Origin of the sequence: Peribacillus sp. B2I2, assembly GCF_041261685.1 — a bacterium.
In the GTDB taxonomy this organism is placed as follows: domain Bacteria; phylum Bacillota; class Bacilli; order Bacillales; family DSM-1321; genus Peribacillus.
In genome coordinates this window covers 1,540,439-1,564,773 of the sequence record NZ_JBGCCB010000001.1, presented here as the reverse complement: position 1 = coordinate 1,564,773, position 24,335 = coordinate 1,540,439, and the positions used below count along the sequence as shown (strand labels likewise).

Annotated in this window: 27 protein-coding genes and 1 pseudogene; 6 read left to right on the top strand and 22 right to left on the bottom strand. The window is 40.8% G+C overall.

What is annotated here, in order from left to right; translation table 11 throughout:
• Positions 1-36: 36 nt before the first annotated feature.
• The 8 genes from ABIE66_RS07975 to ABIE66_RS07940 all read right to left on the bottom strand — a co-directional run bounded on the left by ABIE66_RS07975 (position 37) and on the right by ABIE66_RS07940 (position 9,402).
• Positions 37-1,959 carry a stage V sporulation protein D gene (locus ABIE66_RS07975; protein WP_289324326.1) on the bottom strand — a complete coding sequence of 641 codons (1,923 nt, stop codon included), beginning with the start codon at positions 1,957-1,959 and terminating at the stop codon, positions 37-39.
• A gap of 115 nt (positions 1,960-2,074) precedes the next feature.
• Positions 2,075-4,231, bottom strand: coding sequence for a penicillin-binding protein (locus ABIE66_RS07970; protein ID WP_289324325.1), 2,157 nt, complete (start codon positions 4,229-4,231; stop codon positions 2,075-2,077).
• 2 nt (positions 4,232-4,233) lie between these two features.
• Entirely contained in the window at positions 4,234-4,590 is a 357-nt protein-coding gene (gene ftsL / locus ABIE66_RS07965) for a cell division protein FtsL (RefSeq protein ID WP_289324324.1), read from the bottom strand.
• A 32-nt stretch (positions 4,591-4,622) separates the two neighbouring features.
• On the bottom strand, positions 4,623-5,555 hold the full coding sequence (gene rsmH, locus ABIE66_RS07960; RefSeq protein ID WP_370014365.1) for a 16S rRNA (cytosine(1402)-N(4))-methyltransferase RsmH: 933 nt from the start codon (positions 5,553-5,555) through the stop codon (positions 4,623-4,625).
• Between the two features lie 52 nt (positions 5,556-5,607).
• A complete protein-coding gene (mraZ, locus tag ABIE66_RS07955; RefSeq protein WP_053345229.1) occupies positions 5,608-6,039 on the bottom strand; it encodes a division/cell wall cluster transcriptional repressor MraZ in 432 nt (143 codons plus the stop codon).
• Between the two features lie 342 nt (positions 6,040-6,381).
• Positions 6,382-8,010, bottom strand: a complete 1,629-nt coding sequence (bshC, locus tag ABIE66_RS07950) for a bacillithiol biosynthesis cysteine-adding enzyme BshC (protein WP_370014364.1) — start codon at positions 8,008-8,010, stop codon at positions 6,382-6,384.
• A gap of 110 nt (positions 8,011-8,120) precedes the next feature.
• On the bottom strand, positions 8,121-8,513 hold the full coding sequence (locus ABIE66_RS07945) for a DUF3397 domain-containing protein (RefSeq protein ID WP_370014363.1): 393 nt from the start codon (positions 8,511-8,513) through the stop codon (positions 8,121-8,123).
• Positions 8,514-8,517: 4 nt separating this feature from the next.
• Complete coding sequence (locus ABIE66_RS07940; protein ID WP_289324320.1) at positions 8,518-9,402, bottom strand: 2-dehydropantoate 2-reductase; 885 nt, start codon at positions 9,400-9,402, stop codon at positions 8,518-8,520.
• A gap of 458 nt (positions 9,403-9,860) precedes the next feature.
• Here ABIE66_RS07940 and ABIE66_RS07935 point away from each other — a divergent pair, with 458 nt between their 5' ends.
• On the top strand, positions 9,861-10,349 hold the full coding sequence (locus ABIE66_RS07935) for an N-acetyltransferase (RefSeq protein ID WP_370014362.1): 489 nt from the start codon (positions 9,861-9,863) through the stop codon (positions 10,347-10,349).
• Positions 10,350-10,391: 42 nt separating this feature from the next.
• On the opposite strand, the gene ABIE66_RS07930 is transcribed toward ABIE66_RS07935, so the two are convergent.
• From ABIE66_RS07930 to ABIE66_RS07915, 4 genes are all read right to left on the bottom strand, one after another.
• Entirely contained in the window at positions 10,392-11,012 is a 621-nt protein-coding gene (locus ABIE66_RS07930) for an RsfA family transcriptional regulator (protein WP_370014361.1), read from the bottom strand.
• Between the two features lie 78 nt (positions 11,013-11,090).
• Complete coding sequence (locus ABIE66_RS07925; protein WP_370014360.1) at positions 11,091-11,888, bottom strand: enoyl-CoA hydratase/isomerase family protein; 798 nt, start codon at positions 11,886-11,888, stop codon at positions 11,091-11,093.
• Between the two features lie 116 nt (positions 11,889-12,004).
• Entirely contained in the window at positions 12,005-12,178 is a 174-nt protein-coding gene (gene rpmF / locus ABIE66_RS07920; RefSeq protein WP_034313929.1) for a 50S ribosomal protein L32, read from the bottom strand.
• A 65-nt stretch (positions 12,179-12,243) separates the two neighbouring features.
• Positions 12,244-12,765 carry a YceD family protein gene (locus ABIE66_RS07915; protein ID WP_289324316.1) on the bottom strand — a complete coding sequence of 174 codons (522 nt, stop codon included), beginning with the start codon at positions 12,763-12,765 and terminating at the stop codon, positions 12,244-12,246.
• Between the two features lie 218 nt (positions 12,766-12,983).
• Between ABIE66_RS07915 and ABIE66_RS07910 the strand changes: the two genes are divergently transcribed.
• Positions 12,984-14,189, top strand: coding sequence for a nucleotidyltransferase (locus ABIE66_RS07910; RefSeq protein WP_370014359.1), 1,206 nt, complete (start codon positions 12,984-12,986; stop codon positions 14,187-14,189).
• Positions 14,190-14,280: 91 nt separating this feature from the next.
• Here the strand turns inward: ABIE66_RS07910 and ABIE66_RS07905 are convergent, their stop codons facing one another.
• Positions 14,281-15,306 carry a SepM family pheromone-processing serine protease gene (locus ABIE66_RS07905; protein WP_289324314.1) on the bottom strand — a complete coding sequence of 342 codons (1,026 nt, stop codon included), beginning with the start codon at positions 15,304-15,306 and terminating at the stop codon, positions 14,281-14,283.
• Positions 15,296-16,093 carry a patatin-like phospholipase family protein gene (locus tag ABIE66_RS07900; RefSeq protein WP_137018809.1) on the bottom strand — a complete coding sequence of 266 codons (798 nt, stop codon included), beginning with the start codon at positions 16,091-16,093 and terminating at the stop codon, positions 15,296-15,298. Before ABIE66_RS07900 ends, ABIE66_RS07905 begins: the two co-directional genes overlap by 11 nt.
• Before the next feature lie 311 nt (positions 16,094-16,404).
• Between ABIE66_RS07900 and ylbJ the strand changes: the two are divergent.
• Positions 16,405-17,623, top strand: a pseudogene (gene ylbJ, locus ABIE66_RS07895) (sporulation integral membrane protein YlbJ).
• 41 nt (positions 17,624-17,664) lie between these two features.
• Here the strand turns inward: ylbJ and coaD are convergent.
• Together coaD and rsmD are read right to left on the bottom strand one after the other, a co-directional pair.
• Positions 17,665-18,156, bottom strand: a complete 492-nt coding sequence (coaD, locus tag ABIE66_RS07890) for a pantetheine-phosphate adenylyltransferase (protein WP_289324312.1) — start codon at positions 18,154-18,156, stop codon at positions 17,665-17,667.
• Complete coding sequence (gene rsmD / locus ABIE66_RS07885; protein ID WP_289317247.1) at positions 18,157-18,732, bottom strand: 16S rRNA (guanine(966)-N(2))-methyltransferase RsmD; 576 nt, start codon at positions 18,730-18,732, stop codon at positions 18,157-18,159. It abuts the gene before it with no gap.
• 457 nt (positions 18,733-19,189) lie between these two features.
• Here rsmD and ABIE66_RS07880 point away from each other — a divergent pair, with 457 nt between their 5' ends.
• Positions 19,190-19,579, top strand: coding sequence for a DUF7147 family protein (locus ABIE66_RS07880; protein ID WP_370014358.1), 390 nt, complete (start codon positions 19,190-19,192; stop codon positions 19,577-19,579).
• Between the two features lie 52 nt (positions 19,580-19,631).
• Here ABIE66_RS07880 and ABIE66_RS07875 read toward each other — a convergent pair whose 3' ends face one another.
• A complete protein-coding gene (locus ABIE66_RS07875) occupies positions 19,632-19,907 on the bottom strand; it encodes a YlbG family protein (protein WP_048684554.1) in 276 nt (91 codons plus the stop codon).
• Positions 19,908-20,008: 101 nt separating this feature from the next.
• Here ABIE66_RS07875 and ABIE66_RS07870 point away from each other — a divergent pair, with 101 nt between their 5' ends.
• Complete coding sequence (locus ABIE66_RS07870) at positions 20,009-20,368, top strand: hypothetical protein (protein WP_370014357.1); 360 nt, start codon at positions 20,009-20,011, stop codon at positions 20,366-20,368.
• Positions 20,369-20,573: 205 nt separating this feature from the next.
• Here ABIE66_RS07870 and ABIE66_RS07865 read toward each other — a convergent pair whose 3' ends face one another.
• From ABIE66_RS07865 to ABIE66_RS07845, 5 genes are all read right to left on the bottom strand, one after another.
• Positions 20,574-21,023 (bottom strand): YlbF/YmcA family competence regulator, encoded by a 450-nt coding sequence (locus ABIE66_RS07865; RefSeq protein ID WP_370016999.1) that lies wholly within the window; start codon positions 21,021-21,023, stop codon positions 20,574-20,576.
• A gap of 60 nt (positions 21,024-21,083) precedes the next feature.
• A complete protein-coding gene (locus tag ABIE66_RS07860) occupies positions 21,084-21,509 on the bottom strand; it encodes a hypothetical protein (protein ID WP_370014356.1) in 426 nt (141 codons plus the stop codon).
• Positions 21,510-21,569: 60 nt separating this feature from the next.
• Positions 21,570-21,812, bottom strand: a complete 243-nt coding sequence (locus ABIE66_RS07855; RefSeq protein WP_370014355.1) for a YlbE-like family protein — start codon at positions 21,810-21,812, stop codon at positions 21,570-21,572.
• Between the two features lie 12 nt (positions 21,813-21,824).
• Positions 21,825-22,256, bottom strand: coding sequence for a YlbD family protein (locus tag ABIE66_RS07850; RefSeq protein WP_289324307.1), 432 nt, complete (start codon positions 22,254-22,256; stop codon positions 21,825-21,827).
• Positions 22,257-22,517: 261 nt separating this feature from the next.
• Complete coding sequence (locus tag ABIE66_RS07845) at positions 22,518-23,552, bottom strand: CAP domain-containing protein (protein ID WP_289317253.1); 1,035 nt, start codon at positions 23,550-23,552, stop codon at positions 22,518-22,520.
• Positions 23,553-23,897: 345 nt separating this feature from the next.
• On the opposite strand from ABIE66_RS07845, the gene ABIE66_RS07840 reads away from it, so the two are divergent.
• Complete coding sequence (locus tag ABIE66_RS07840; RefSeq protein WP_289317254.1) at positions 23,898-24,260, top strand: YugN family protein; 363 nt, start codon at positions 23,898-23,900, stop codon at positions 24,258-24,260.
• The last annotated feature ends 75 nt before the right edge of the window (positions 24,261-24,335 follow it).

Below are 24,335 nucleotides of genomic sequence, written 5' to 3'. Positions count from 1 at the left end.
TTCAGCCGCTTTAACTATTCATCTATTATATTATACTTATTCTGTATTTTCGCCAAGATAAATTCTTATTGTAGAGCCTTGTTTTACTTTAACACCTGGATCCGGTGCTTGATTTATGACTTTTTCCCCATTACCGGCAATATCCAGCTTAAGATCGATGAGCTGTGTTTGCAACTCTTTTTTACTAAGTCCAACAACGTCAGGTACCTCGACCATGACGGGATCCGTCCAGACCGTTTCCTTCTCAATCTGGTTTTTTCTTGGCTTGACGTCCATTGCCCTAAGTGAATCCTCCATGATATTCCCAACGATCGGTGCTGCAACGACACCGCCGAATTGTACCGTTCCTTTCGGATTATCCACAGCTATATAGACGACGATTTGCGGATCATCCGCTGGAGCGACACCAATGAATGAGAGAATATAATTATTTTCAAGGTATCGGCCATTTTCAGCTTTTTGGGCTGTACCCGTCTTCCCGCCAACTCGGTACGACTCCACGAATGCTCCTTTACCGCTCCCTTGAGCAACAACGGATTCAAGTGCTTCACGGACTTTCTTTGAGGTTGCTTCTGAAATCACCTTTTTCTTCGCCTGTGGGGTCTTTCGCATCAGTACTTCCCCATTTTTTGGATTCACCAGTTCCTTTGCGATATAAGGTGTATACAAAGTCCCACCATTCACGGCCGCCGACACCGCTGTCACCTGCTGAATGGGCGTTACGGCAACACCTTGTCCAAACGCAGTGGTTGCCTGCTCAACCGGACCCACTCGATCCATGTTGAACATGATTCCTTTTCCTTCTCCGGTTAAATCAATCCCCGTCTTTTGCCCAAAACCGAAATCATTTATATATTTAAACAGCTTGTCTTTACCAAGCCGGTTCCCTAATTCTACAAAACCAGGGTTACATGAGTTCTCGACGACTTCAAGAAAAGTTTGGTCCCCATGTCCTCCGCTTTTCCAGCAATGCAGTGTAGACCCTGACACTTCCACATGTCCTGAATCATAAAAATGTTCCTTTTGTAAGTCGACCTTCCCTTCCTCCAGCGCTGCAGCAAGCGTGATGATCTTAAAGGTCGAACCTGGTTCATATATACTCCAAACTGGTAAATTGCGATTATACACTTCTGACGGTACATTTTGAAAATTGGCTGGATCAAAAGTTGGCCTGCTCGACATTGCCAATATTTCCCCTGTGTTCGGGTCCATGGCAATGGCAATAATACCATCGGGATTATATGTGGCCTCCGCATTATCGAGCTCCCTCTCCACGATTGTCTGGATTTTGCTATCGATCGTAAGCTTCAGGTTATCACCGTCAACAGGAGGCTTATAGTCATCTGCCATATTCTCAAGCCTTTTCCCTTTCGCATCAGAATAAAATTTAACAAATCCTCTTTCCCCACTCAGTTCCTTATCATAAGACAATTCAATACCCATCAGCCCTTGATTATCAGATCCCGTAAAGCCAAGAACATGCGAAAGATATTCACCAAAGGGGTAATGGCGCTTTGAATCTTCAGCGATATAAACGCCCTTTATCCCTAATGCTTTAATTTCCTTAGCCTTTTCATGAGATATCTTTCTGCCTTCCGGGATTCTGACGCTCATCGCCTGTTTCGTTAACCATTGATAAGCCTTTTCCTTTGTCATATCCAATATTGAAGCAAGCTGTTCCGCCGTCTCCCCAGGATTCTCAATCTGTCTTGGGATGACATAGACTGTTGGCGCGGATATATTCGTTGCCAGCTCGACACCATTCCGATCCAGAATTTCTCCTCGTTTGGCTTCAAAAGGAATATTCCTGCTCCAGGAATCTTTAGCCAGCCCCGTCAACTTATCCCCTAGATAAAACTGCACAATTCCCAAACGGATATCAATGATAAAAAAAACAACGATACCTACTGCCAATGCGATTGCCAGCCGTTTTCGGACAGTAACATTCGAAACACGCAAAAACAGGCACCTCCATTTCATACATGCTTCAATATATGCTTGTCTACTCGTTGCTAGACTAAGAAACATTCAAAAAAATAACGATGGGGGTCCAAATGGACCCCCATCGTTATTTTCACTCTGTTTTCTCATTAGTCTGTATATCTTCAGCAGCCCCTTCAGGCTGGGATAATTCAATATTGAAGGTTTCTCCTTCCTTCACCCTTTTTCCGGCCCCGAGACTCTGTTTACTCACATAACCAGTTCCTTTAGTTTTTAGATCCAGTTTTGCAACCTTAGCTAATTTCATGACATCGCGCAAAGACCATCCCTTCATCTCCGGAACTTTCATTTCGCCTTCGGTCCTCAGGATTATTTTTTCACCCTGTAAGAGTATACTCCCGGCTTTTGGGGATTGATCGAGCACTTTACGTCCACTCCCGATCGTACTTACATCATAGCCAAGTTCCTTCAGTTCTGCGACCGCCGAACTCTCGGTCTGGTTCGTATAGTCAACGATTTTATTTGCTTTTTGTTTTTTAACATCAGAAGGTTTGATGTTTAGATATTGCAGGCTATTTTGCATGACAGGATTAAATATCTCTGATAATGGATCAGCCCCAACATAAGATACACCTAACTTCGGCTGCTTGACCGCCACATAAATGACCAACTGCGGATCATCTTTTGGAGCCATACCTAAAAAGGAGAATACATAGTTATTTTTTCCTTCTAAATATCTACCTGTCGGGCCCGCAATTTGTGCAGTACCGGTTTTCCCCGCTACTTCATATCCATCAATGGCATATTTTTTCCCTGTTCCTTTTTTCGCGGAAATCACCGTTTCCAAATAATCACGGACTTGTTTTGCAGTTTCTGCCGAAATCGGTTCCCCTGTCACTTTCGGCTTTGTCGTTTTCAAAACTTTTCCGGTATCCTGATCGGAAATGCTTTTTATCACGTACGGCCGCATCATTTTTCCGTCATTGGCTATTGCGGATGCAGCTTGGATCTGTTGAATCGGCGTAACGGTCGAACCTTGTCCAAAGGAAGTAGTAACTTTTTCAAGCTTATACTTGTATTGAATTTTACCGGTTATCTCGTTCGGCAGGTCAATTCCCGTTTTTTTATCGAAACCGAACTTAGTCAAATATTCACGAAAAGTATCCGCTCCGATCTTATCCATTGCAAGAGTGGCAAATGCGACGTTTGAAGAACGTTGAACCCCTTCCAGAAAGGTCATGCTCTTCCCTCTTTCGATTCCGCTATGATCACCGATTTTGCCCGATCCGGCTTTATAGGTTCCCGCGACAAAACTTTCGTTTGGATTAAAGACCCCTTCCTCAACAGCCGCGGCAAGGGTGAATGTTTTCATGGTTGATCCCGGTTCGAAGCTTTCTTCAATAGCCAGGTTACGCCATGTATCCGTAAGCCCGACTTTCGTTGTCGGATGGAAGGTAGGCCTTTGCCCCATCGCGACAATCTCCCCCGTTTTAGGATTGGACACAATCGCTATGATTTGCTCGGGATCGTATTTTGCTTGCACTTTACTCAGCGAATCTTCCAGGAACGTTTGTATTTTCTTATCGATGGTAAGCATGACATCACTGCCATTATCCGGAGCAACCACCTTTTCCTTTGAATCCGGTAAAAGCAGTCCCCATGAGTCACTGTCATATGTAAGCTTCCCGTCCGTTTCCTGCAATTCTTTATTGAGGTACTTTTCAATGCCGAACTTACCGGCCATTTCTCCCGTTTCTTCATCTTTTTCTACATAACCAATCAGATGGGATGCGAAAATCCCATTAGGATAAAAACGTTTATTGGTTCTTCCAAATGTAATTCCCGGCAGTTCCAGTTTTTCTATATTCTGCTTGACGACCTGGGTCAAATCCTTGCCGGCACTGCCAAACTCTACCTGGTATGCCTCTTTTTTTGTAAGTCTTTCATAGATGTCCTGTTCATCCATGTCGATATATTTTGCAAGCTTGTTCGCGGTCATCTCAGGATCTTTGACATGCTCTGGTTCCTTTTCACTGAGTACAGCCCTTAAAATATAGGACGAAGTATCCTCGGCGATGACATCACCTTTTGTATCGAGTATGCTTCCCCTTTTTGCTTCTATGACCTGTTTCTTTTCATATTTCTTGTCGATTTTCGAAGCAAGTACCTCCCCGCCTGCTGTACCTGTCACCTGAATATACAAAAAGCGGCAGACTAATACAAAAAAGAGCAGGCCGAATAAGAAGAATAATCCGGCTGCCCCATGCTTCATATTTTTTTGTTTCTGCATTATCACTGCACACCCTTCACATTATTCTCATTTAACTTGAACCCTAGCGCTGCAGCTTTTTTCCAAATTCTTTCGTATGTACTAAGTTCAGCAACCTGCACTTTCAAATCATCATTCACTTTACCCTGTTCTTCAATTGAAGTTTCCACTAGCTGGATTTCTTTATTCGTTTCATAAATTGCCGCTTGATTAGAGACTATTTTCACTCCCATAAAGGTAACCATTATAGCAAGGGCACATAGTAAGAAAACTTCACCAATGGATATCTTCGCTTTACGGATGACCACTGTTTGATGTGTCTGTTGCTGTTGTTGGTCTTCATATTGCTGTTCTTGCATTTTTTTGGCTATGGAACTCATTCATGTTCCCCCTTACTGATTTTTTTCTGTAATTATTGCTTTTCGGCGATTCTTAGTTTAGCCGATCGGGAACGATTATTCCCTTCCAATTCTTCTTCTGAAGGTAATATCGGTTTTCTCGTTATTATTTTCATGGTTGGTTTGAATTCATCCGGGATAATTGGAAGTCCAGGCGGAAGGTCTGGAAGGGCACTCGCTTTTTTAAATACCGTTTTACAAATTCTATCTTCAAGCGAATGGAATGTAATGACAGATATTCTTCCTTCTTTATCCAATAGCGATATAGCTTGCTCTAACGAATCTTCAAAGACACCAAGTTCATCATTCACAGCGATTCTTATTGCTTGGAATACTCTTTTCGCAGGATGTCCGCCTTTACGTCTTGCCGGAGCAGGTATCCCATCCTTAATCAACTCAACAAGCTCAAACGTCGTTTCAATCGGTTTTATTTCACGTGCCGCTTCAATTTTCCTGGCGATTTGCTTCGAAAACTTTTCTTCTCCATATTGAAAGAAAATTCTCAGCAAATCATGGAATGACCAGTTATTCACGACATCATAGGCAGAAATTGCAGCACTTTGGTCCATCCTCATATCCAAAGGGGCATCATGGTTATAACTGAAACCGCGCTCCGGTGTGTCCAATTGCGGGGATGATACACCTAAATCATAAAGAATCCCGTCCACTTTTTCGATTCCCCGGGCATTCAACTCTTCTTTTAAGTATTTAAAATTATTAGGAACAAGAACAATACGATCGCCATAGCTTTCCAATTTTCCCTTAGCATTCCGAATCGCCGTTTCGTCCTGATCAAAAGCATAAAGCCTGCCCTTGTCAGAGAGCTGTGAAATTAAGTATTCGCTGTGACCGGCTCCTCCTAAAGTACAATCCACATAAATTCCATCAGGTTTGATGTTCAATCCATCAACCGTCTCTTTTAATAACACTGTTGTATGTTGAAACATGCTAGACATCCTTCCAATCGGTTATTGAGTGACTCTATTTCTGAGGGCAGCCTTAAATATCAAAGCCAATCATATTTTCTGCTATCTCAGCGAAAGAATCCTCCGAAGCTGAAAAATAGTTTTCCCAAAGGGATTTGCTCCAAATCTCAATACGATTGGTAACACCAAGAATTACACATTCTTTTTCCAATTGGCCATATGAAGTAAGCGGCGTGGGGATATTAATTCGCCCTTGTTTATCAATTTCGCATTCTGTAGCTGCAGAAAAGAAAAAACGGGTAAAGGCTCGGGCATCTTTTTTTGTTAAAGGCAGGGCTTTCAGCTTTTCTTCAAGCAGCTTCCACTCTTCCATAGGGTAACCAAATAAACATTGATCGAGTCCGCGGGTAAGAACAAATTGCTCCCCTAGATTGTCCCTGAATTTCACTGGGACTATCAAACGGCCCTTTATATCGATGTTATGATGGTACTCTCCCATGAACATACCCATTACCCCCACATTCTAATCTCAATGTACCACAATCCCCCACCTTTCTCCACTTGTTTTTACTTTCTCCTTCCAAGTAAAAATTCCCTTCTTTTCTACTTAAGTTTATTTAGCCAATTTATTTAAAGAAATCTGCATTTCGCTCGAATGGACTCAGACTACGACGCAGTCCCACTATTACTGTCGAAGCACTACCTGTCAAATGCCTGTAACCAGAAAAAAAGACAGGCTTTAGCACCTGTCTTTTTTCCACTTTTCAACCCCTCCGTCAGGATAGGAAAGTGGGAACCCTTATTCAATATGTTTGGTCCACCACTTTTCCCCAAACGGATGGTTTTTCTACATGAAAATCAATTTATGCTGATTATTGAACCGGTATTCCAGTTTCATGATATCCTGAATGAACTCTGGCCCATATTGATTCAGGTAATAAAAAACATTCCAAATCCTCTCCTGGGGTGATCCAAGGGGATACAGCGAATTTGCTATCCGTTCATATTTCTTCAATATCACCGAATGACGTTCCTTTGTTCGGTCACCGATTTTCCCATACATGAAATCCAATTGCTTTTGGATAAATTCAATGTTTTTGTTCAACATCGGTTCAAGTCCTCTATCTAAAGAGACAGCGTGGACAAAAAGCTTTTCATGGTTCTCTTCAAGCTGTGATTTCAGCGTCCCGAACAGGCTGTCAATCGTCTCATCTTTCACGGAATCGAGGTAACTTTTTACAGCATTAGCGGTTCCTTCTGTCAGAACAGTTTCCAAACTGAGTCCCATTTCCTCAAGATCCGTATGGACACTACGCTCTACAAGCGTGATGTTTAACCTAGGAATGATTGGTGGCATCTTCATGGAAAACAACTCAAATGCCTGTTTTAATTCTGCCCAATAGGCTATTTCCCCTGGACCAGAAACGAAAGCCAATACAGGGAAAAGCATTTCTTGCATAAGCGGACGTGTAATGACATTGTTGCTTAATCGTTCTGGATGATTTTTGGCTATCTGCAGAAGTTCCTGCCCGGTAAATGATACCTCACCATTTTTCCCGCTGAAGCCGCCGTCCACACGTTCGAGTAAACATCGATCTTTTTTTTCTGGATCATAATAAAATAAGTTCGCTGCCTGTCTATCCATTTCTATCATTTTTGCATACCCTTTTGCATGCATGAATGATTGTTGTTCCTCGACCAATTTAGCAATCCGTTCACTTTTATTAACCATCGATTCAAAGTAGTCCTTCTCGATTTGCCTTAATTCCGGATCTCCAGCATCAACTAGTAAAAGGCCATATTCTTTGAACCACTCATGTATCAACCTGGCGAAGAAGTCGACGAAGGTCTTCGATTGCCTAATGGTTTCCTTCATATCAAACAGGAGTTTATTCGTAAAGGAAGTTTCACCATATGTTTCAATGATTTCTTCGAACCACTTCTCTGCCTTTTCCGTTTCCAGTTCCACATCAGAAACCATTGTTTTATACGGCTGATAGGAAGGATAGGTTTTTTTGTAGGGTTTTCCGTTTTTCATAACATGAACATGATTGACCTCAGCCAAATCATGATCTTCTCCAGCTATCCAAAAAACTGGAATGACCGGCTGCCCCAGTTCTTTTTCCTGTTCTTCCGCAAGCTTAATGATCGAAATCACTTTATGAATGGTATACAGCGGACCGGATAATAACCCAGCCTGCTGCCCTCCAATCACAACCACGGAATCATCCCTGCGCAACCTTTCAACATTTCCCTTAACGGCATCATTGTATGAAAAACGAGACATGTATTGTTTTATGTAATCCGACAATTCATCACGTAAAAAAGAGCGGTTCATCAATTCATCATATCTATTGCGATAAATGTCAGGCTTAGACAAGTCATAGTGAAAATAATCCTCTGTTTCAAGACGGTTTTGTAAATAGTCCGATGCAAAACGGTTTAAAGATGGTAACGCGAGATCTTTCATCTCCATTTCTGTTCTCCCTTTCTCTGCCAACTACAATTCTTTTTAGAGTATAACATTCCCGTTTAAGAAAACAAAAGAAGTTGCCCAGCAGCAGAAAATTGATGCGTTGTACTATGTTATGTAGTCAATATCTTAGTAATACTTGTAATAACACCGATGGAAAATAATAGAAGGTATACCAAGAAAAAGAAGGCGAAATTCACTCTCCAAAAACCCTTTAATACCTTATGGAAGATGATTTCTTCTTTCACCTTGTAATGGACAAGGACCACCGCGAATGCGTTGATGAGCATGATGAGCATGATCACCCAAAGAATTTGCTTATCCCAAATTGTAATGATCAAATAATGGACGGATATTACGAACAGCAGCGTACTCATGTCCATTGCAAATTGAACGGAGCGCCTATGGTTACCAGTGAATTGTTTGGCACTTATAAAAAAAAGTATATACCCTACGAATGGCAGGGTAATAAATATCGCGGCAAGGCTCGAAACTACGTTCGGCACACCCTCATCCCCCCTGAGACTCTTTTCCTTTGACCATCCTATATAGAGAAGACGTCAGGCAATCACTTTTCCCTTTACTCTTTGCCTCCGAGAGGACATGACCCAAAATAGCATCAATTTCCGTTCTACGGCCATTTTCTAAATCTTTTAGCATCGATGATCGATTTTCCGCTGTCGCCATACAAACGGATTTCACATGTTCAAATGACTCTGTTTTATTTCGCACTTCCAAAATATCGGAAATTTCTTCAAAAAGGTCTTGAAACAATTGATAGTAAAAAGCATTTGTGATCAAACCACCATTTTCAACTTCAAGTATCGCTGTTAATGGATTTATCACCGCATTGACGACAAGCTTATCAATCAGCATCGAGTGATAGTCCTCACTTTTTTTAAAGGGAAAATGATCGATCCTTCCATTCACTAAGGAGAGTTGTTCAAGTTCCCCTTTAAAGGAAGCGATCCTTGTAATGCCGAGCCCTGTATGCTCCACGGTGTTCCCATCATGTTTCATTGCCCCATGCTCTACTACCCCCAAATAGATGGCTGGGGATTGAAGCCTCTTTAAATAAGAAATATGCCCATAGCCATTCTGCAAGAATAGCAAGGGAACCTGAATACCATTGATCCTAGGCAGTATTTGCGGCAGGTGATATTGCTTGACGGCCACTATAAGTAGATCCTCATCGTATATCCCCTCATCCAAGCCCTTCGAAATGATGCCTGTCAGCAGCCGGCTTTCACCACCCTCAATAAGACGGATACCATCACGATTGATAATCGAGGCCTGTTCCTCAGTATGGGTATAGAGAGTCACTCTATGTTTTTCACTCAAATGAGACGCAAACAGAAGCCCGATAGCCCCTCCACCAACGATTCCAATTCTCATAATACCCTTCCTTACTTTTTTAAATATATTTACTATTTTATCACATTATCTTTTTTATCTTGCATCAATTTTCACATCAATAACTATAGAAAACGCCGGTAATCAGATTGAATGATCTAGCCTGCCCATCAACACGCTCGCAATAAAATCCCATTAATGCGCCAATGAAGATATATTTTCTTCTTAAAGCGGTAATTTAATGGTATATTAGATACGAAAAGCTTAGCCAATCTTTAGACTTTATAGGAACAAAAGATACCTCCAATCTCAACCGACGAGAAATCGAAGGGAATAGGGCGGGGGATAAAAGGCTGTAAGCATTTAGTCAGCAAGGATAAATCGGTCGATGACATTCTAGATTTAGCCTAAGCTGGAATTCCACAGGGTAAAGATCAGTGGGATGACTTTCAATGGGTATTATCGGAAGAGGTTTATCAGAATTAAGGGGGAGCTTTTTTATGGAATACAAGGTGGAACGATTACTTGTAAATTTTAAAACGCTTGAGGAATTCAAAAAATTCAAAGAATACGGGATACAGGAACTGTCAATGCTAGATGATTTAGAGGGTAACATCATTGAAAATGACAGCCAATCACCTTTTTACGGAATCTTTTATGGCGACAAACTTGTAGCCCGGATGAGCCTGTATAAAAGAAGTGCTAAATTTGACCAGTATTTTGACAATTCAAGGGACTTCCTTGTTCTTTGGAAACTTGAAGTCCTGCCTAACTATCAGAAAAAAGGATATGGAAGAGCTTTAGTCGAATTCGCCAAAAGCCTGAACATGCCTATCAAAACCAACCCACGAGTTCATTCACAGGACTTTTGGAAAAAGATGGGCTTTTCTGCAGTTTCCTATGATATGGACAGGGACCTTGGAGAAAACCCGCTGATTTGGAGCCCATTTACAGAACAAGAAAATAAAGAAATGGATACACAAGAATAAGGAAATGAAGAAAATGCGGGCGGATTTTCCCACCCGCATTTTTTATTTATTGACTCTCTCCAAATTACCATTTTTATCCATTTGAAAACTCACCTTAGGATTCGTCTTTTCGTCCTCTTGTACACTTAGCTTTCTTGCACGCTCCATTATCTGCATCAAGGCACGATAATCTTCCTCTACCGCTTTCAGGTTTTCTTTAAGCAGGGCATTTTCTTCCTTTAATCGGACATTTTCCCGTTCAAGGAATAGGGACCGCTCAGAAATCCGTTCTTTTTCCTTATTATCAAGCTGAAAGAATTCATCCATTTTGGTTAAATATAATATAACTGCCTGGAGGGTAATAGATTCATTTTCTTCCTGCCGTGGCGTCTTTTGTTCAATAGTGTTATGTTCCACCACTGCACTGGAATCCCTTTCCACATCAGGATCAATGACTACCTGTTCTTTCCTTTGTTTCTTCGCCAGCTCTATCCCTGACTTATATTGCTTCCTTACAAATGAATTCCAACGGAATCCACATGCAGCCGATGTCCTCGATAACTGTTTCCCCACTTCTTCAAACGCCTTTAATTGTGTACTGCCTTCTCGTATATGCCTTAGCACCACTTCAGCCAACAAAAGATCCTCATCGTGAGTCCATGCATCTTGTCTCGCAATCGACATCTCTCTACCTCCCAGCAAGTTTTAATTCATAATATGCACATGCTAGGAAAGATAGAAGATATATAGAGCGTGTAATATTTATTTTTTCTTTTTTAAAAAACGATCGACTGCAGCATGGTGCTCATCACTCGCCCACAGTTTAGAACATTCCCGGATTTCCGCATCCATTCTTCCTTTAAGTCCACTACCTTGCCATTTATGGACCAACAATCTTTTATAAGCCATCAATACCCCAGTTTCATGGCGAAGAAAATCTTCTGCGAAACTTTCCCATCCATCCATACCTTCTCCGACTATCTCATCTACGAAACCAAATTCCTTCGCTTCCTCAGCTTTATGTATTTTTGCATCCAATAATAGCTTTAGCGCTTTTTGCTCTGGTATTTTTTCAAGTAAAAGTGAAGCTCCGCCCCATCCTGTCGTGATTCCTAGAGTTCCCTGTACAAACCCGAGCTTGACTCCGCTCTTTGCCAATCTAAAATCACATGCTGTCGCTATTTCGCATCCCCCGCCGACAGCACTTCCATTGATGAGCGCTAATGTTGGTTTTGGGAATACTGCTAGTTTATAAAGAATTTCACCCATTTTCGATAACATAGTAAAGGCTTCTGCTTCTGTATGCAAATCTTGGAATTCACTTAGATCCCCACCTGAACAGAAAGCCTCGGAACCCACCCCTGTAAGGACCAGCAACTTAATTTCGTCATCGTGTGCCGCTTCTGACAATATCGACTCAAGTTCGTTCATAAATTGATAATTCACGGCATTCCTTTTCTCCGGTCTATTAAATAGGACCTTCATGAAACCGCGTTTATCCTTTTCAACCTTAATCACCTGATTCACGTAAACACCTTCTCCAAAATTATCATCAAACATCGATGAATTCCAAATATTCTGCCAAATACATTTGTAAAAAAAGCACAGAGAAAAATCTCTGCGCTTTGATTAGCGTGTTGCATCAAGAAAGCAAAGCTCTCAAGTAGGTCAAGAAATTATTTTGCGACAACTTCTTTTCCTTTATATGTTCCACATTCTTTACAAACGTGATGTGAAAGAGTCATTCCACCACAGCTCGGGCATTCTACCATACCAGGTACTTGAAGCTTGAAGTGCGTACGACGTTTTCTTTTTACAGTTTTCGACGTTCTTCTAAAAGGTACAGCCATTATTCCCACCTCCTTAAAAAATATAAAAAAGCTGGAAAAATCGGATTAACGATTTTTCGTTCCAATCAAGATTCTTTATTGTTGTCAAAAAAGTCGGCAAGCTTTGCAAATCTCGGATCAACCTTATGCTCATTTTCTTCTTGAGAAATAACAGCCCAGTCTTTCCCAGATTGAGGAGCAGCTTCGTTCGAATCGACATCCTCACAAAAAACCTGCATCGGAATTTCTAGCAATAAATTTTCTTTAATTACCGGTATTAGGTCTACAACGTCACCTTCCACAACAGTGACATCATCTCCGTAGAAATCAGTGCCATCTGCCTTTAAAAGAAAGGTTTCTTTTGTATCAATATCAATCGGATATTTAACGTCTACCAGTGTACGGGAGCAAGGTAATGTTAATTCACCTGAAAGATGCAAGTGAAAAGTAATCTCGGTCGAGCTGATATCAGCTCTTCCTGCTACTCTAATCGGAGAGACATCGCGAATTTGCGGGTCTCTTTCTCTAATGTCTAAGACATCCACCAGTTCATCAAACCGTAAATCTTTGTCCCGAATTTTTTGAAGTTGACTAATCGTCCATTTCAAATGAAATCACCTCAAGGCAACAAAAATAATTATAGCTTTCAATTATAAGTTTGTCAATATTTTTTCTTTACACTATAATGTAGTCATCCTAACTGATTGTCCAAGTTTAAGAATCATTTCAAACAAAAAATCAAGACGATTACTTATAGTAATTTTACTTGAAATACTATTTTAGCACTAAGTTTAAAAAATACAAAGTTTTTCTCTGAGGTGAACGAATGAAAGCTTGCGGTTTAGTTGTCGAATATAACCCTTTTCACAATGGACATGTTTTACATGCAAGAGAAAGTAGAGAAAAAACAGGGGCAGATGTTGTGGTGGCAGTTATGAGCGGGCCCTTTTTACAGCGTGGCGAGCCTGCTATCGTCAGCAAGTGGACACGTGCCGAAATGGCTTTGAATGGCGGCATAGATCTTGTCATCGAACTTCCCTATGCTTTCGCGACACAGAAGGCGGAGATATTTGCAAAAGGATCTATCTCTCTTTTGGAATCCCTTGGCTGTGACTCCTTTTGCTTCGGAAGCGAGGATGGCAGAATTGAACCATTCATCACCGCCCACAGAATCCTTTCGGATAATTCCGCTGCATTCGATGCTGCCATTAAATCTGCTATGGATGCCGGTAATAGTTATCCGGCCAGTGCTGCCCAGGCTTATCGATCGATCATCAATGGTGATGCTGCATTGGATTTGACGAAGCCAAATAATATTCTTGGAAAGGAATATGTAAGTGCTGCCCTTTCAAACGGCTACTCCATTCGCCCTTATACGATTCAAAGGGTTGCTGCCGGATACCATGAAACAAAGTTGTCCCAAGACCCTATTGCCAGCGCAACGGGGATACGCAAAGCCATCCATGAACACCAGAAATTGGATCCTGTATCCAGTTATATTCCTCAACCGACAATGAGTGGTCTTGAGCAATATTTATTGCACTACCATGCCTTACATGACTGGGAAATGTATTGGCCCATGTTAAAATACAGAATCCTGTCTTCAACTTTAACCGAATTGGCAGTGATTTACGAAATTGAGGAAGGCATAGAACACCGAATAAAAGAAATGGCCAAACAATCTTCGAGGTTTTCTGAATTCATGGCCGCTCTGAAGACAAAACGCTACACATGGACACGACTACAGCGGATGTGTGTCCATATATTGACCCATACATTAAAGGAACAGGTGATTCACAATGACCAACCAGCCTATATCAGACTTCTTGGCATGAATGGCCGGGGACAAGAATATCTGCGCACTGTAAAAAAAGGTTTACCGCTCCCGCTCATCTCTAAACTTTCGTCCTATCAGAAGCAGGACATCGATACGGATTTGCGAGCGGCACAGGTGTATGCACTGGGCTTGTCCGAACCGCATCAGGCTGCCTTGATGAAAAGGGAATATGAATCCCCCATCATTTTCAAATGAAGAATGGTTTAAGCCTGGCCCGTGCATCCTTAAGAGTAAAAATCTAATCATCAAAAAAGCGCAAACAGTAGATGACTGCTTGCGCTTTTTTTCATTTTTCTTTTCCTTTTAGTTTCGTTAAATAGGCTATTGCATCCTCAAAGTTGTCAACCGGCACGATCTTCATCTCCGTGTCTATGTCCTTTGCTGCAATGAGTGCATCTTCATAATTCGAACCTGCTGCCCCGTTTTCATTTGGGGCAAAGAATATTTCGGCTCCAGATTTATCGGCTGCCACTATTTTCTGTTGAATCCCGCCGATTGGACCGACTGTCCCATCATCCGACATCGTTCCTGTCCCCGCTATATCATATCCATTTGTAAGATCGCCCTTTGTTAATTGATTATAAATTTCCAAAGAAAACATTAAACCAGCAGACGGACCGCCTATTTGTTCTGAATCTATGGCTATAGCTGGTTTTGTGATCACTTTTCGGTTATCATCAAGCGAAATGCCTATTCCAACCCTATTTGGGTCATCTTTAAAAGGCTGCAATGAAAGAAAGGCCGTTTTCTCCGTTTCCTCCCGCTTATACACTATTTTAACCTCATCTCCAGCTTTTTTTCCGTTAATGTAGTCCATGAATTCCTGTGCAGAATTGAATTTAACATCATCGACCTGAATGATTTGATCGCCCGCTTTCAGTTCTTTAGCTGCCGGCATTCCTTTAAGCACGTCCAAAACATATACACCCAGGTACTCGTAATCGACTTCTTTCCCTGCTTTTTCATATGCTATCTGAATGGCGTTATTTTTAGAACCATCCATTAAGTGCAGCTGCCTGACATTATATTCTTCATCTGTTTCATCTTCACTCCGAATGGAGGTCTCTGGATAAAGCTCCTGATATTTGCTCCACTTCGCCAGCATATAGGAATATATATTCGCCCGGCCCATCCTTACAGTGGTTAACATAAAGCTGCCTTTCGCTTCATCTCCTCCGGAAACCTCTATGATCGGCTCTAATTCTTTAGCCATTCCTGGTTTTGATACATAAAAAGGTAGGGAATAAAGGGCTGATGCTATGAGAAGTATAGCCACCACCAGGAAAGTGCGTACATACATTTTACGGCTCATCTTCAAAGGACTCCTTCCAAGTAACAATGCTTTGCTTAATTTGATCTATCTTTCCTCTTGCAGCTTCTTCTCCAATACTAATTATTTCCTGTACGTTTGTAAATGATTTCGAGCTGTATTTCTCAACCCTGGGGCGTATCATCACGTCTGAAGCAAACTCCCTGCTTTTAACCAGCTCCATTTGCAGGATATCGAGGCTTTGCATGATTACATCATAGATGGAGTTTATCTCCATATCCTGTTTCACGTGGGCTACATCCACTCCAATTATGATGTCCGCTCCCATATCCTTCACGACTGAAACAGGAACCCTGTCAACAACACCTCCATCAACAAGCAGTCGATTTCCAATTTTTTCGGGAATGAAAATGCCAGGGATGGAAATGCTTGCCCTAACAGCTGGAGCGATGGGACCTTCCTGAAAAATGACCTTTTCCCCCGTTTTTATATCAGTGGCGACCACTGCCACAGGAATATCGAGTTCTTCAAATTTCTTACCATATGTAAATACCCTGATTAAATCCTTTGTCCGTTTACCTGAAATGAAGCCCATTTTAGGTATGGTGAAGTCCAAATAATACTTTCGCTTAAATGCACGGGACAACTTATACAGCCTCTCGATATCTGAACCCGCTCCATAAAAGGCAGCAACCATGGCTCCCATGCTGCTTCCAGCAATCATATCTATTGGAATGCCTTCTTGCTGTAATACCTTTATCACGCCAATATGTGCAAAACCCCTAGCTCCTCCCGACCCAAGTGCAAGCCCGACCTTTGGTTTCGACAAAGATACCCCCCCCCGCCTATTACTAGTTCAAAATATTGAAATAACACTCATTCAAAGTTATGGTCTTAAACGGATTTATAGAAGCATATTATTTATATTGACAGTGAAACAAGCATGGCAGAAAAAAACTATGCAGCCATGTAAATGAAAGGCTACATTGAATTTTCCATTGTGCGGATTATCCTCATTTATACATGTCGGTACAATCCACATTATTCATGACCTTACTTTTTCGCGAAAAGGATGTTCATATTTTATTATATACGAAACGAACTGCCCTTATTTAGTAACCTTCAAGAGGAGGCTGAATTTTGCTAAAATCAAAATCTAAAACAGTACTGCTAGCTACCTCCGTCACGATGATGGCAGTTGGCTTGATCATCTTCCCCCAAGAATCATTTGAAGCTTCCAAAGGCGGGCTGAATATGTGGTGGAAAATTGTTTTCCCTTCGCTACTACCTTTCTTGATTTTCTCGGAGTTATTAATCAGTTTTGGGGTTGTCAGGTTCATCGGCGTCATGCTCGAACCATTTATGCGTCCCTTATTCCGTGTACCGGGAGTGGGCGGGTTTGTTTGGGCGATGGGACTTGCATCAGGGTTTCCGGCTGGGGCGAAATACACTGTAAGGCTTCGTCAGGAAGGACAATTAACACGCATTGAAGCTGAAAGACTCGTTTGTTTCAACCAATTCTTCCAATCCATTGTTCCTGTTCGTTGCAGTTGCCGTTGGGTTTTTCCACAATCCTCATTTAGGGATCATCCTTGCACTTTCCCACTACCTAGGAAATTTTTGTGTAGGCATTATCATGCGTTTTTACCGTTGGAAAGAAGAACAATCCCATACAAAAGTAATGACCAAGCTCCCCTCCATTAGACAAGCCTTTGGCCAGATGCATCGAACCAGAATAAAAGAAACAAGACCCTTTGGCAGTTTGCTTGGAGATGCGGTACTCTCATCTATTCAAACTTTATTGATGATCGGAGGGTTCATCATTCTCTTTTCGGTGGTCAATAAGCTTTTATTTCATATGAACATTACCGGATTGCTCGCATCGTGGGTAAGTGGGATTTTACATATTTTTAATTTCCCGGATTCCTTAAGCCTACCGTTCATATCAGGCATGTTTGAAATGACTCTTGGTTCAAAATTAACCAGTACGGTCGAAAATGCGAGTCTCTTTCAGCAAACTGTTATGACAAGTTTCATCTTAGCTTTCAACGGGTTCAGCATTCAGGCGCAAGTTGCCAGTATCATAGCCACAACAGACATTCGTTTTGCTCCCTTTTTTCTGGCTAGGATAGCACATGGCCTTCTGGCATCCACAATTACAGTCCTGCTTTGGGAACCATTCTATAAAGGCAATAGGTTCAGTGGCAGCCCGATACCCTCCTTCCCGGTCAGTGGATCAGGAGAACATGCAAGTTCCCTTTATCAAAATATGCTTGATTTCGGACCAATTCTGACCCTCGCCTTTTTGATCCTATACATCATCATATATACAAAAAGGCTATTCAAAGACCTTTCTTAAACCGAAAAAAAGAGCATTGCGCATTGGCAATGCTCTTTTTTCTATTCTTTCTGTTCCTCGTACTTTTTGGCCAGAGCTTTCTGGACAACGGGTGGCACTAGTTCAGAGATATCCCCGCCATACTTCGCAACCTCTTTTACGATACTTGAACTCAAGAAAGAATATTGATTTTTCGTCATGATAAAGAATGACTCTATGTTACTGTTAAGGAATCGGTTCATTGAAGTTCCCTGCATTTCATATTCAAAGTCTGAGGTCGCCCTCAATCCCCTGATAATGGCATTTGCGGAAACGCTTTCAGCATAGTCGACCGTCAATCCTTGATAGAAATCCACTTTAACATTTGGCATATGGGCAGTCGCTTCAGTAATCAATTCCAGTCGCTCCTCCACTGTAAACAGTGAATTTTTGGCTGAATTGTTCACGATGACCACATATACCTCATCAAAAACATTAGCTCCCCTTTGAATGATATCAAGATGACCAAATGTTATTGGATCAAAACTCCCTGGACAAATCGCTATTTTGGACATTCATAGTTCCCCCTGTTCGTGTACGTTTCCCCATTGATAAATCGTAACGGCAATGACACCATAAACCTCTTTTCTCTTAACGGTAAAGTCACCAACTCTTTCTGGCAATGTAACATCATGACCATGCTCACAAACAATGTATCCCATATCGCTCAGCAATCGGTATTTATGTATTTCTTCAAGAATCTCAACTAGCTTTTGTTTCTTATAAGGTGGATCAAGAAAAATTAATTCAAAAATCATTTCCCTTTTCACCAAAGCTTTCAATGCACGCTCTGAATCATTTTTATAAACTTCTGCACGCTCTGAAAACTTACATAGTTCCAAATTGGCCTTAACCGTTTGATTTGCTTTAAAATCCCGGTCTACAAATATGGCTTTATCCATGCCTCTGCTTAACGCTTCAATTCCCAGTCCACCGCTCCCGGCGAACAAGTCAAGGACCAGCCCTCCTTCGAAATAGGGACCAATCATATTGAAAATGGATTCCTTGACTTTATCAGTAGTCGGCCGGGTTCCTGTACCCGGTACAGCCTTAAGTGGTCTTCCTTTACAAGTTCCGGAAACGACCCTCATCATTCTCACCACATTTTATGACAAATTTCTGTTACTTTCCTATCCTAACATATTAGAAAAAGCTAGCCAATAATAAAAGCCATTTCCTGCATTTCCTAAAAGGAAATCAACTTATCACTTCGTATCGGGATGGATATATCCATTCTTTTTATAAATCTTTTACATTTTGAATAATAAAGTGGTTTTTGGCAATAATGTGAATAACAACATTCCTTTTTAGGTGTTGTTGCCAACCGCGGAGAAGGCTTACGTTTCCCCATAAGTTCTTCCTCCGGTTTCTCCTCTCCCTTTGCCTTCTGGTCCTTAGTTAGACATAGAAGGACCCTGCAAATTTTTGCAGGGCTTTTTTTTATGATATCAAAGTTTCTTTATCATGATTCGTCATTGAAGTTGTCCTTCTCTTTTATGAGTGATAATGATAAAGTAATGAATAATAAGTTAGTTAGGAGAGGTTTAAGTGATTCAACGTTTTATTGAACTTGGACAAGGGTATTCCGATATATATGAGTTACTGGAAGTAGGACGCAATCAGAAGCATCGGGTTGCAAGGCTTTTGTCCCTGCATACTACAATAAATGATAAAAAGGTAACGTCATTGGTCATTGTCATGCAGCCTACAGATCCAGGGAAATTCCAGCCGCTTTATATTTGCCGTGAAGGCATACCTAACCCTCATGCCACCAAAAACAAACGCTATGAGCTTTTTGAGAGCTTGGCGGAGGAACTGGATAAACCCATTATTGAAATCGATGTGAAATCTTCGGCGCTTTTTGCAGAAATCGAGTTGTACTACCAACACTTAATCGGCATTTTGCGAATGAATAGATATCTGCCCCCATTAGGCTAAAAGATTTGATGCCTGAATTGAAAAAGGCTGACTCCGCATGAGTCAGCTTTTTTCAAATTCCCATTTTATAATCATATTCTTTCGCTTTATCCGGCTTGGAGTTTTCGAATTCCACCTTCAAAAAAGGCTTGTAAGAAAGGTCCACTTTTTTTACGAACGAATAATTATTCAGTTTTTCCACCAGTGGTTCCACTTCATCCATATTCGTATAAAGGACTACATATTTCAACTTTTTTGAAACATAATGGATATTTCCAAACTTCCTAAGCATTTTGGCTTGTTTTAATGTATGTAAATAGACGATGATTCCCTGTCTCGCTCCAAGCATATCAATAACTCCCTTTTATAAAGGTTTTAACTAAGTGTAGCATAGCAGAATCTTTACTTTCAACCAAGAAAAAAGATTATAAACGAAATTCTCTTACTATTATGAATATACATACTGTGAAGGGAGCAGAAACAACGATGGATTTAAACCAAATTTGGGATCAATTTATAGTTCATCTATTGGATAATGATGAAATTACCCAAGCATCGATAAAAAAATTCACAGGTATACCATTTATATATATCCATTTTCATCCGGCACAAAATGATAATAGTAAGCTTTCCTTCATAATAAAAAAAGCCGCTAGCCTTTCAATGCGTGGCAAGCAGCTTCATTGTGAAACCATTTTTGTACGGCAGGAAGATCATTTATATGTATTCCGTCATCGTTTTTATGTGCCGCAGCAAAAGATGTTTTGCTGCGGCAACCTTTGTCCGGATTGTATCCTATATCGCAGTTAATCGCATTTGGAACTTATCCAGAAGTACGCAAAAATGAATGAGGTTCAGGAAGGATATTTAATACTTGCATTGATTCATTATCCCCCACTATCCAGGACGACGGTTCCATACATGACACAGCCACCGAACTCCGAAGTTATATCGAATTTCGATGGCTTATTGAAATGCCGGCCAAACAATAAATTGTTATGATCCGGCTATATCATTAAGCAGAGCATCCACAACTTCCGCCGGTTCCGCAACTTCCCGTTGAACATCCCCCAGATGATACAAAAAATGGATTTCCCGCTGGGGTTTTGACCTGTTCAGAAACAGCACGGCCTATTCTTCCGCTTATTTCATCAAGAACCGATTGTAATTCAGTCTCCGCCCGCTTAAACTCCGCAACCGTTGGATGCATATCCAGGTCTCGTTTAGCTTCCCTGGTTTCCAAATTGATGCGTTTATAATCCGGATGATATTTACCGAACCTTTGAACATCTTCAAATAGATCCTTTAATGAAGTAAACTTGGAAATTTTCCTCTGAGCTTCTTTGTCGCTCTGTAATTTATATAAACTAAGGAGATAGTCTTCCCCTATTTCAGAATGAAGGATCATTTCTGCCAATCCATCAGCCTGTTGTAAAATGTCGATGATTTCCATAGTAGCAAGCATTAACAAGCTCACCTCCACAACCATTTTACCATTTCTCCCTTTCAGAAGCTAATGGTTTGATTAAATCGAGGAAGTGATATGTACCTCAAACTCTTTTTGCAGCCCTGTTTTTTCACCTGAACCATTCAAAATCTCCAGCTTAATTTTATGAATGCCATTCGGGACATCCTTTAAGATAAATGCCGCCGTCCTCTTATCAACTTTCTTCTGATTATCAATAAATACGGACACAGTTGCCAATTGTTCAGAATTCGCTTCAGAAAAACCATAGTTTTTCAAGTAGCACTCTACATAAACAGAGTTGCCTTTCACAAAAGTTTTTACCCGAAAGTCCTCATCTGAATTTCGGATGCTCGATACAGTGGTGGCAGCTTTATGGGCAGTTACATCTTGTATGGCTACTTCTGAATTTTCAGGTTCCGGTATTTTCTTTCCACACCCCGACGCTGCCATCAACACTGTTAAAACCAAAATCAACTTTCTCATGCCATCGTCCCCCTTTTGCCTTTATTGTTCGCCAAAAGGAGTAATTTACTCTTATTTTCTTCATTCACTTGGAGCATTCATTGCTTGAAACATATGAAGCATCATGGAAGCCACTTGAACGCTTTCCGAAAATTTAGAAACCCGATGTGGAATCGACTTCTCAAAATAAAATTTCGCTTCGGTTTCAAATACATCCACTTCATGGGGATTACGCATTAACCTTTTGTACCATGCAGGGTTAACCCTCAAGTAATTTCGCATATCTTCGTTTGTTTGAATGAATTCATATATATTCTGACGCATGAAAAACCCTCCTTAATCTTTGGTGAATAAAAAAGGGTTAGCTCTCTGCTCTTTTTCTTTTGGGGGAGGACTGGTATCACCTGATTTATTCCCTTGGAAAACAGATAGCACTCCTTGGATTGCACCGATGGCCTGATTGGCATTTGTAATATATTGTTGTATCTGCCCCATATCCATATTTTTAACTGCACTCATTAACGAACCGATTAACTCTGTACTTTGGTCGCCCTTTTCTACCGGCCGTGATGTGGATTCTGCATTTACTTTGGACTCATCAACCCCGCCGTCAGCCTGCCAGCGTGGATGATCTTCACCGAGTAAATACCATTCTTCAAAAAGTTCCTGCCATGTTGCTTGCTTGTTTCTCACTTCATTCACTAAATAAGGATGTTTCTTGACAAACTCCCGAAATCCATCCACGGAGGGCCGCTTTCTTTTTGCCATTACTCTCACCTCACACTTAGACATCGCCTATTGCACCATATGCTAAAGGTAAATAAAAAGTGCATACCATTCCTTTTCAAATGCAATTGGATTTACCATGGCGGTCGATTAACTTGCAAATTAATACATTGGCAAACGATCATCATCGAGGGGAAGGTCCACCGTGATGATGGGGAACTTTGCCCTATATCGACAGGGAACTTTTTTATTATAAAAAAATAATCCAGAACAAAAAAACGGACCCAAATCGGATCCGTCTTTTTATTTTTTTATGAAATTCTGAGTGTAATACTTTTTATAAACCCCAACACCCAGACCTGTAAATTCCTCGTTCAGCATCGCATCCCGATGCCCTTTACTATTCAACCAGCCTTCCATGACTGCAGCTGCGTCCACATAATGAGCCGCAATATTTTCACCTGCTGCCCTGTATTTAACATGACCAGCATCGAGACGTTTTTCCAAGTCCCCTTTTGTTTCAGAAACATGGGTTCCTTCAGGAGTGTCCCTCATTTCCCGGCTATGAAGGTAAGCAACCTCCGCAGTCGGACCATCCCATTCTAAAGGCTTCAAATCAAACCTGCTGCGCATTATATTCGTAATATCAAAAATTTGCTGCTCATTGCCATCTTCCACTTTCTCCAATTCTTCTTTAGAAAGGTCCTTAACGGTCACAAGTTTACCATTATAGGTCAACTCATATGGCTTTTGCTTTAAAAGCGCGGAATCATTCAAAAATCGGATGCTTGAAACAGTCCCTGTGAATTTATCCAAATAAAGCTGAACATGTATGTTCCCTAGTTCAATCAATGGCCTCATGTTCATATCTTCCTCCGACAATTCAAAACGATAGGAACTGTCGCCAACCTCAATATCAACAGTAGGTTCTACATATAAGCTTGAATAGATGGCATCAATCGATTGTCCTATTTTAAAAGGGGCGACATTGACATCATCACCGATTCCATAAGCAGATACCACTTTTTCATTTTCAACGGCTAATTGGAAATAATCGTTATAGTCCTTTTTATAAACCCACCAATCATATCCATATGCGGACATATCAATTCGATCTGGCTTACCGTATTCCTTTTCTATCTCTTTTGCATTTTTCCCAATTGTTACTGCCAAACCTTCAGTCACTTTAGTAACCCCTTCTTTTTCGGAAGAAGTACTTTTTTCATTTATATGTCCATTGGGGTTAACACCTTTGTTACCATCAATAAGAGGGTTTCCTTCATCTTCATCGCCGATATTAAGATAAATACCGATTACGAAAAAAATAATGATTAACACCAACACCTTACCAAAACTTCGCAGAGGAACACTCCCTCTCTCTATCTTATTTATGTATCCAATGCAAAAAACCTTTCTTTCCTGATTATATCACTGTTCAATCATAATTTTCTAATTTACGATAGACTGCCCCTTCATTAAATTTATTTAAAAGCGGAACTTTTATGAATGATCAAAATACCCTAGTTGAGTTCATTGCAACTTCCACCATTTCGTACTATTATAAAATATAGGATAAAATGGTATATTATAAACATACTTGGAGATTTTTAATATATTCATGTACATAATATTTTCCCGGTATGTCATTTTAATTCTCAATAGTAAACATAGGAGGTAGTACTCGTGAAATTTGAAAGCTTTGGAATTGAAAACATCACAGCCGACTTAAACCGATTAGATGACCTAATGCCGCAATATGGTTTAATACGTGCAGAACAATGGGATTACGAAAGAGTCAGTTATGATCGTAAGTTCGAAGTAAAAGAAGGCACGTTTTACCTGCGAATACTAGGCTATGCTACAGAAGGCGATGTAGGCGCTCACAGGGCCGTCATCAAACTAATGGTTCCCCTATTAGGAAAACACTATTATCCACACGGAGTTGAATATGGCGAAGGGGAGGACTTCCCTGCATCACTTGTTAAACAATGTGAAAAAATCCTCGCTCAGATCAAAGAAGAGCTTTCAGAATTCAACGGTCTATAAAAGCCGTTAGTAAAAAGTTCGGTAAAAGAGAGAGGATCATAACTGATGCTCTCTTTTTTTTATCCATTACAAAAG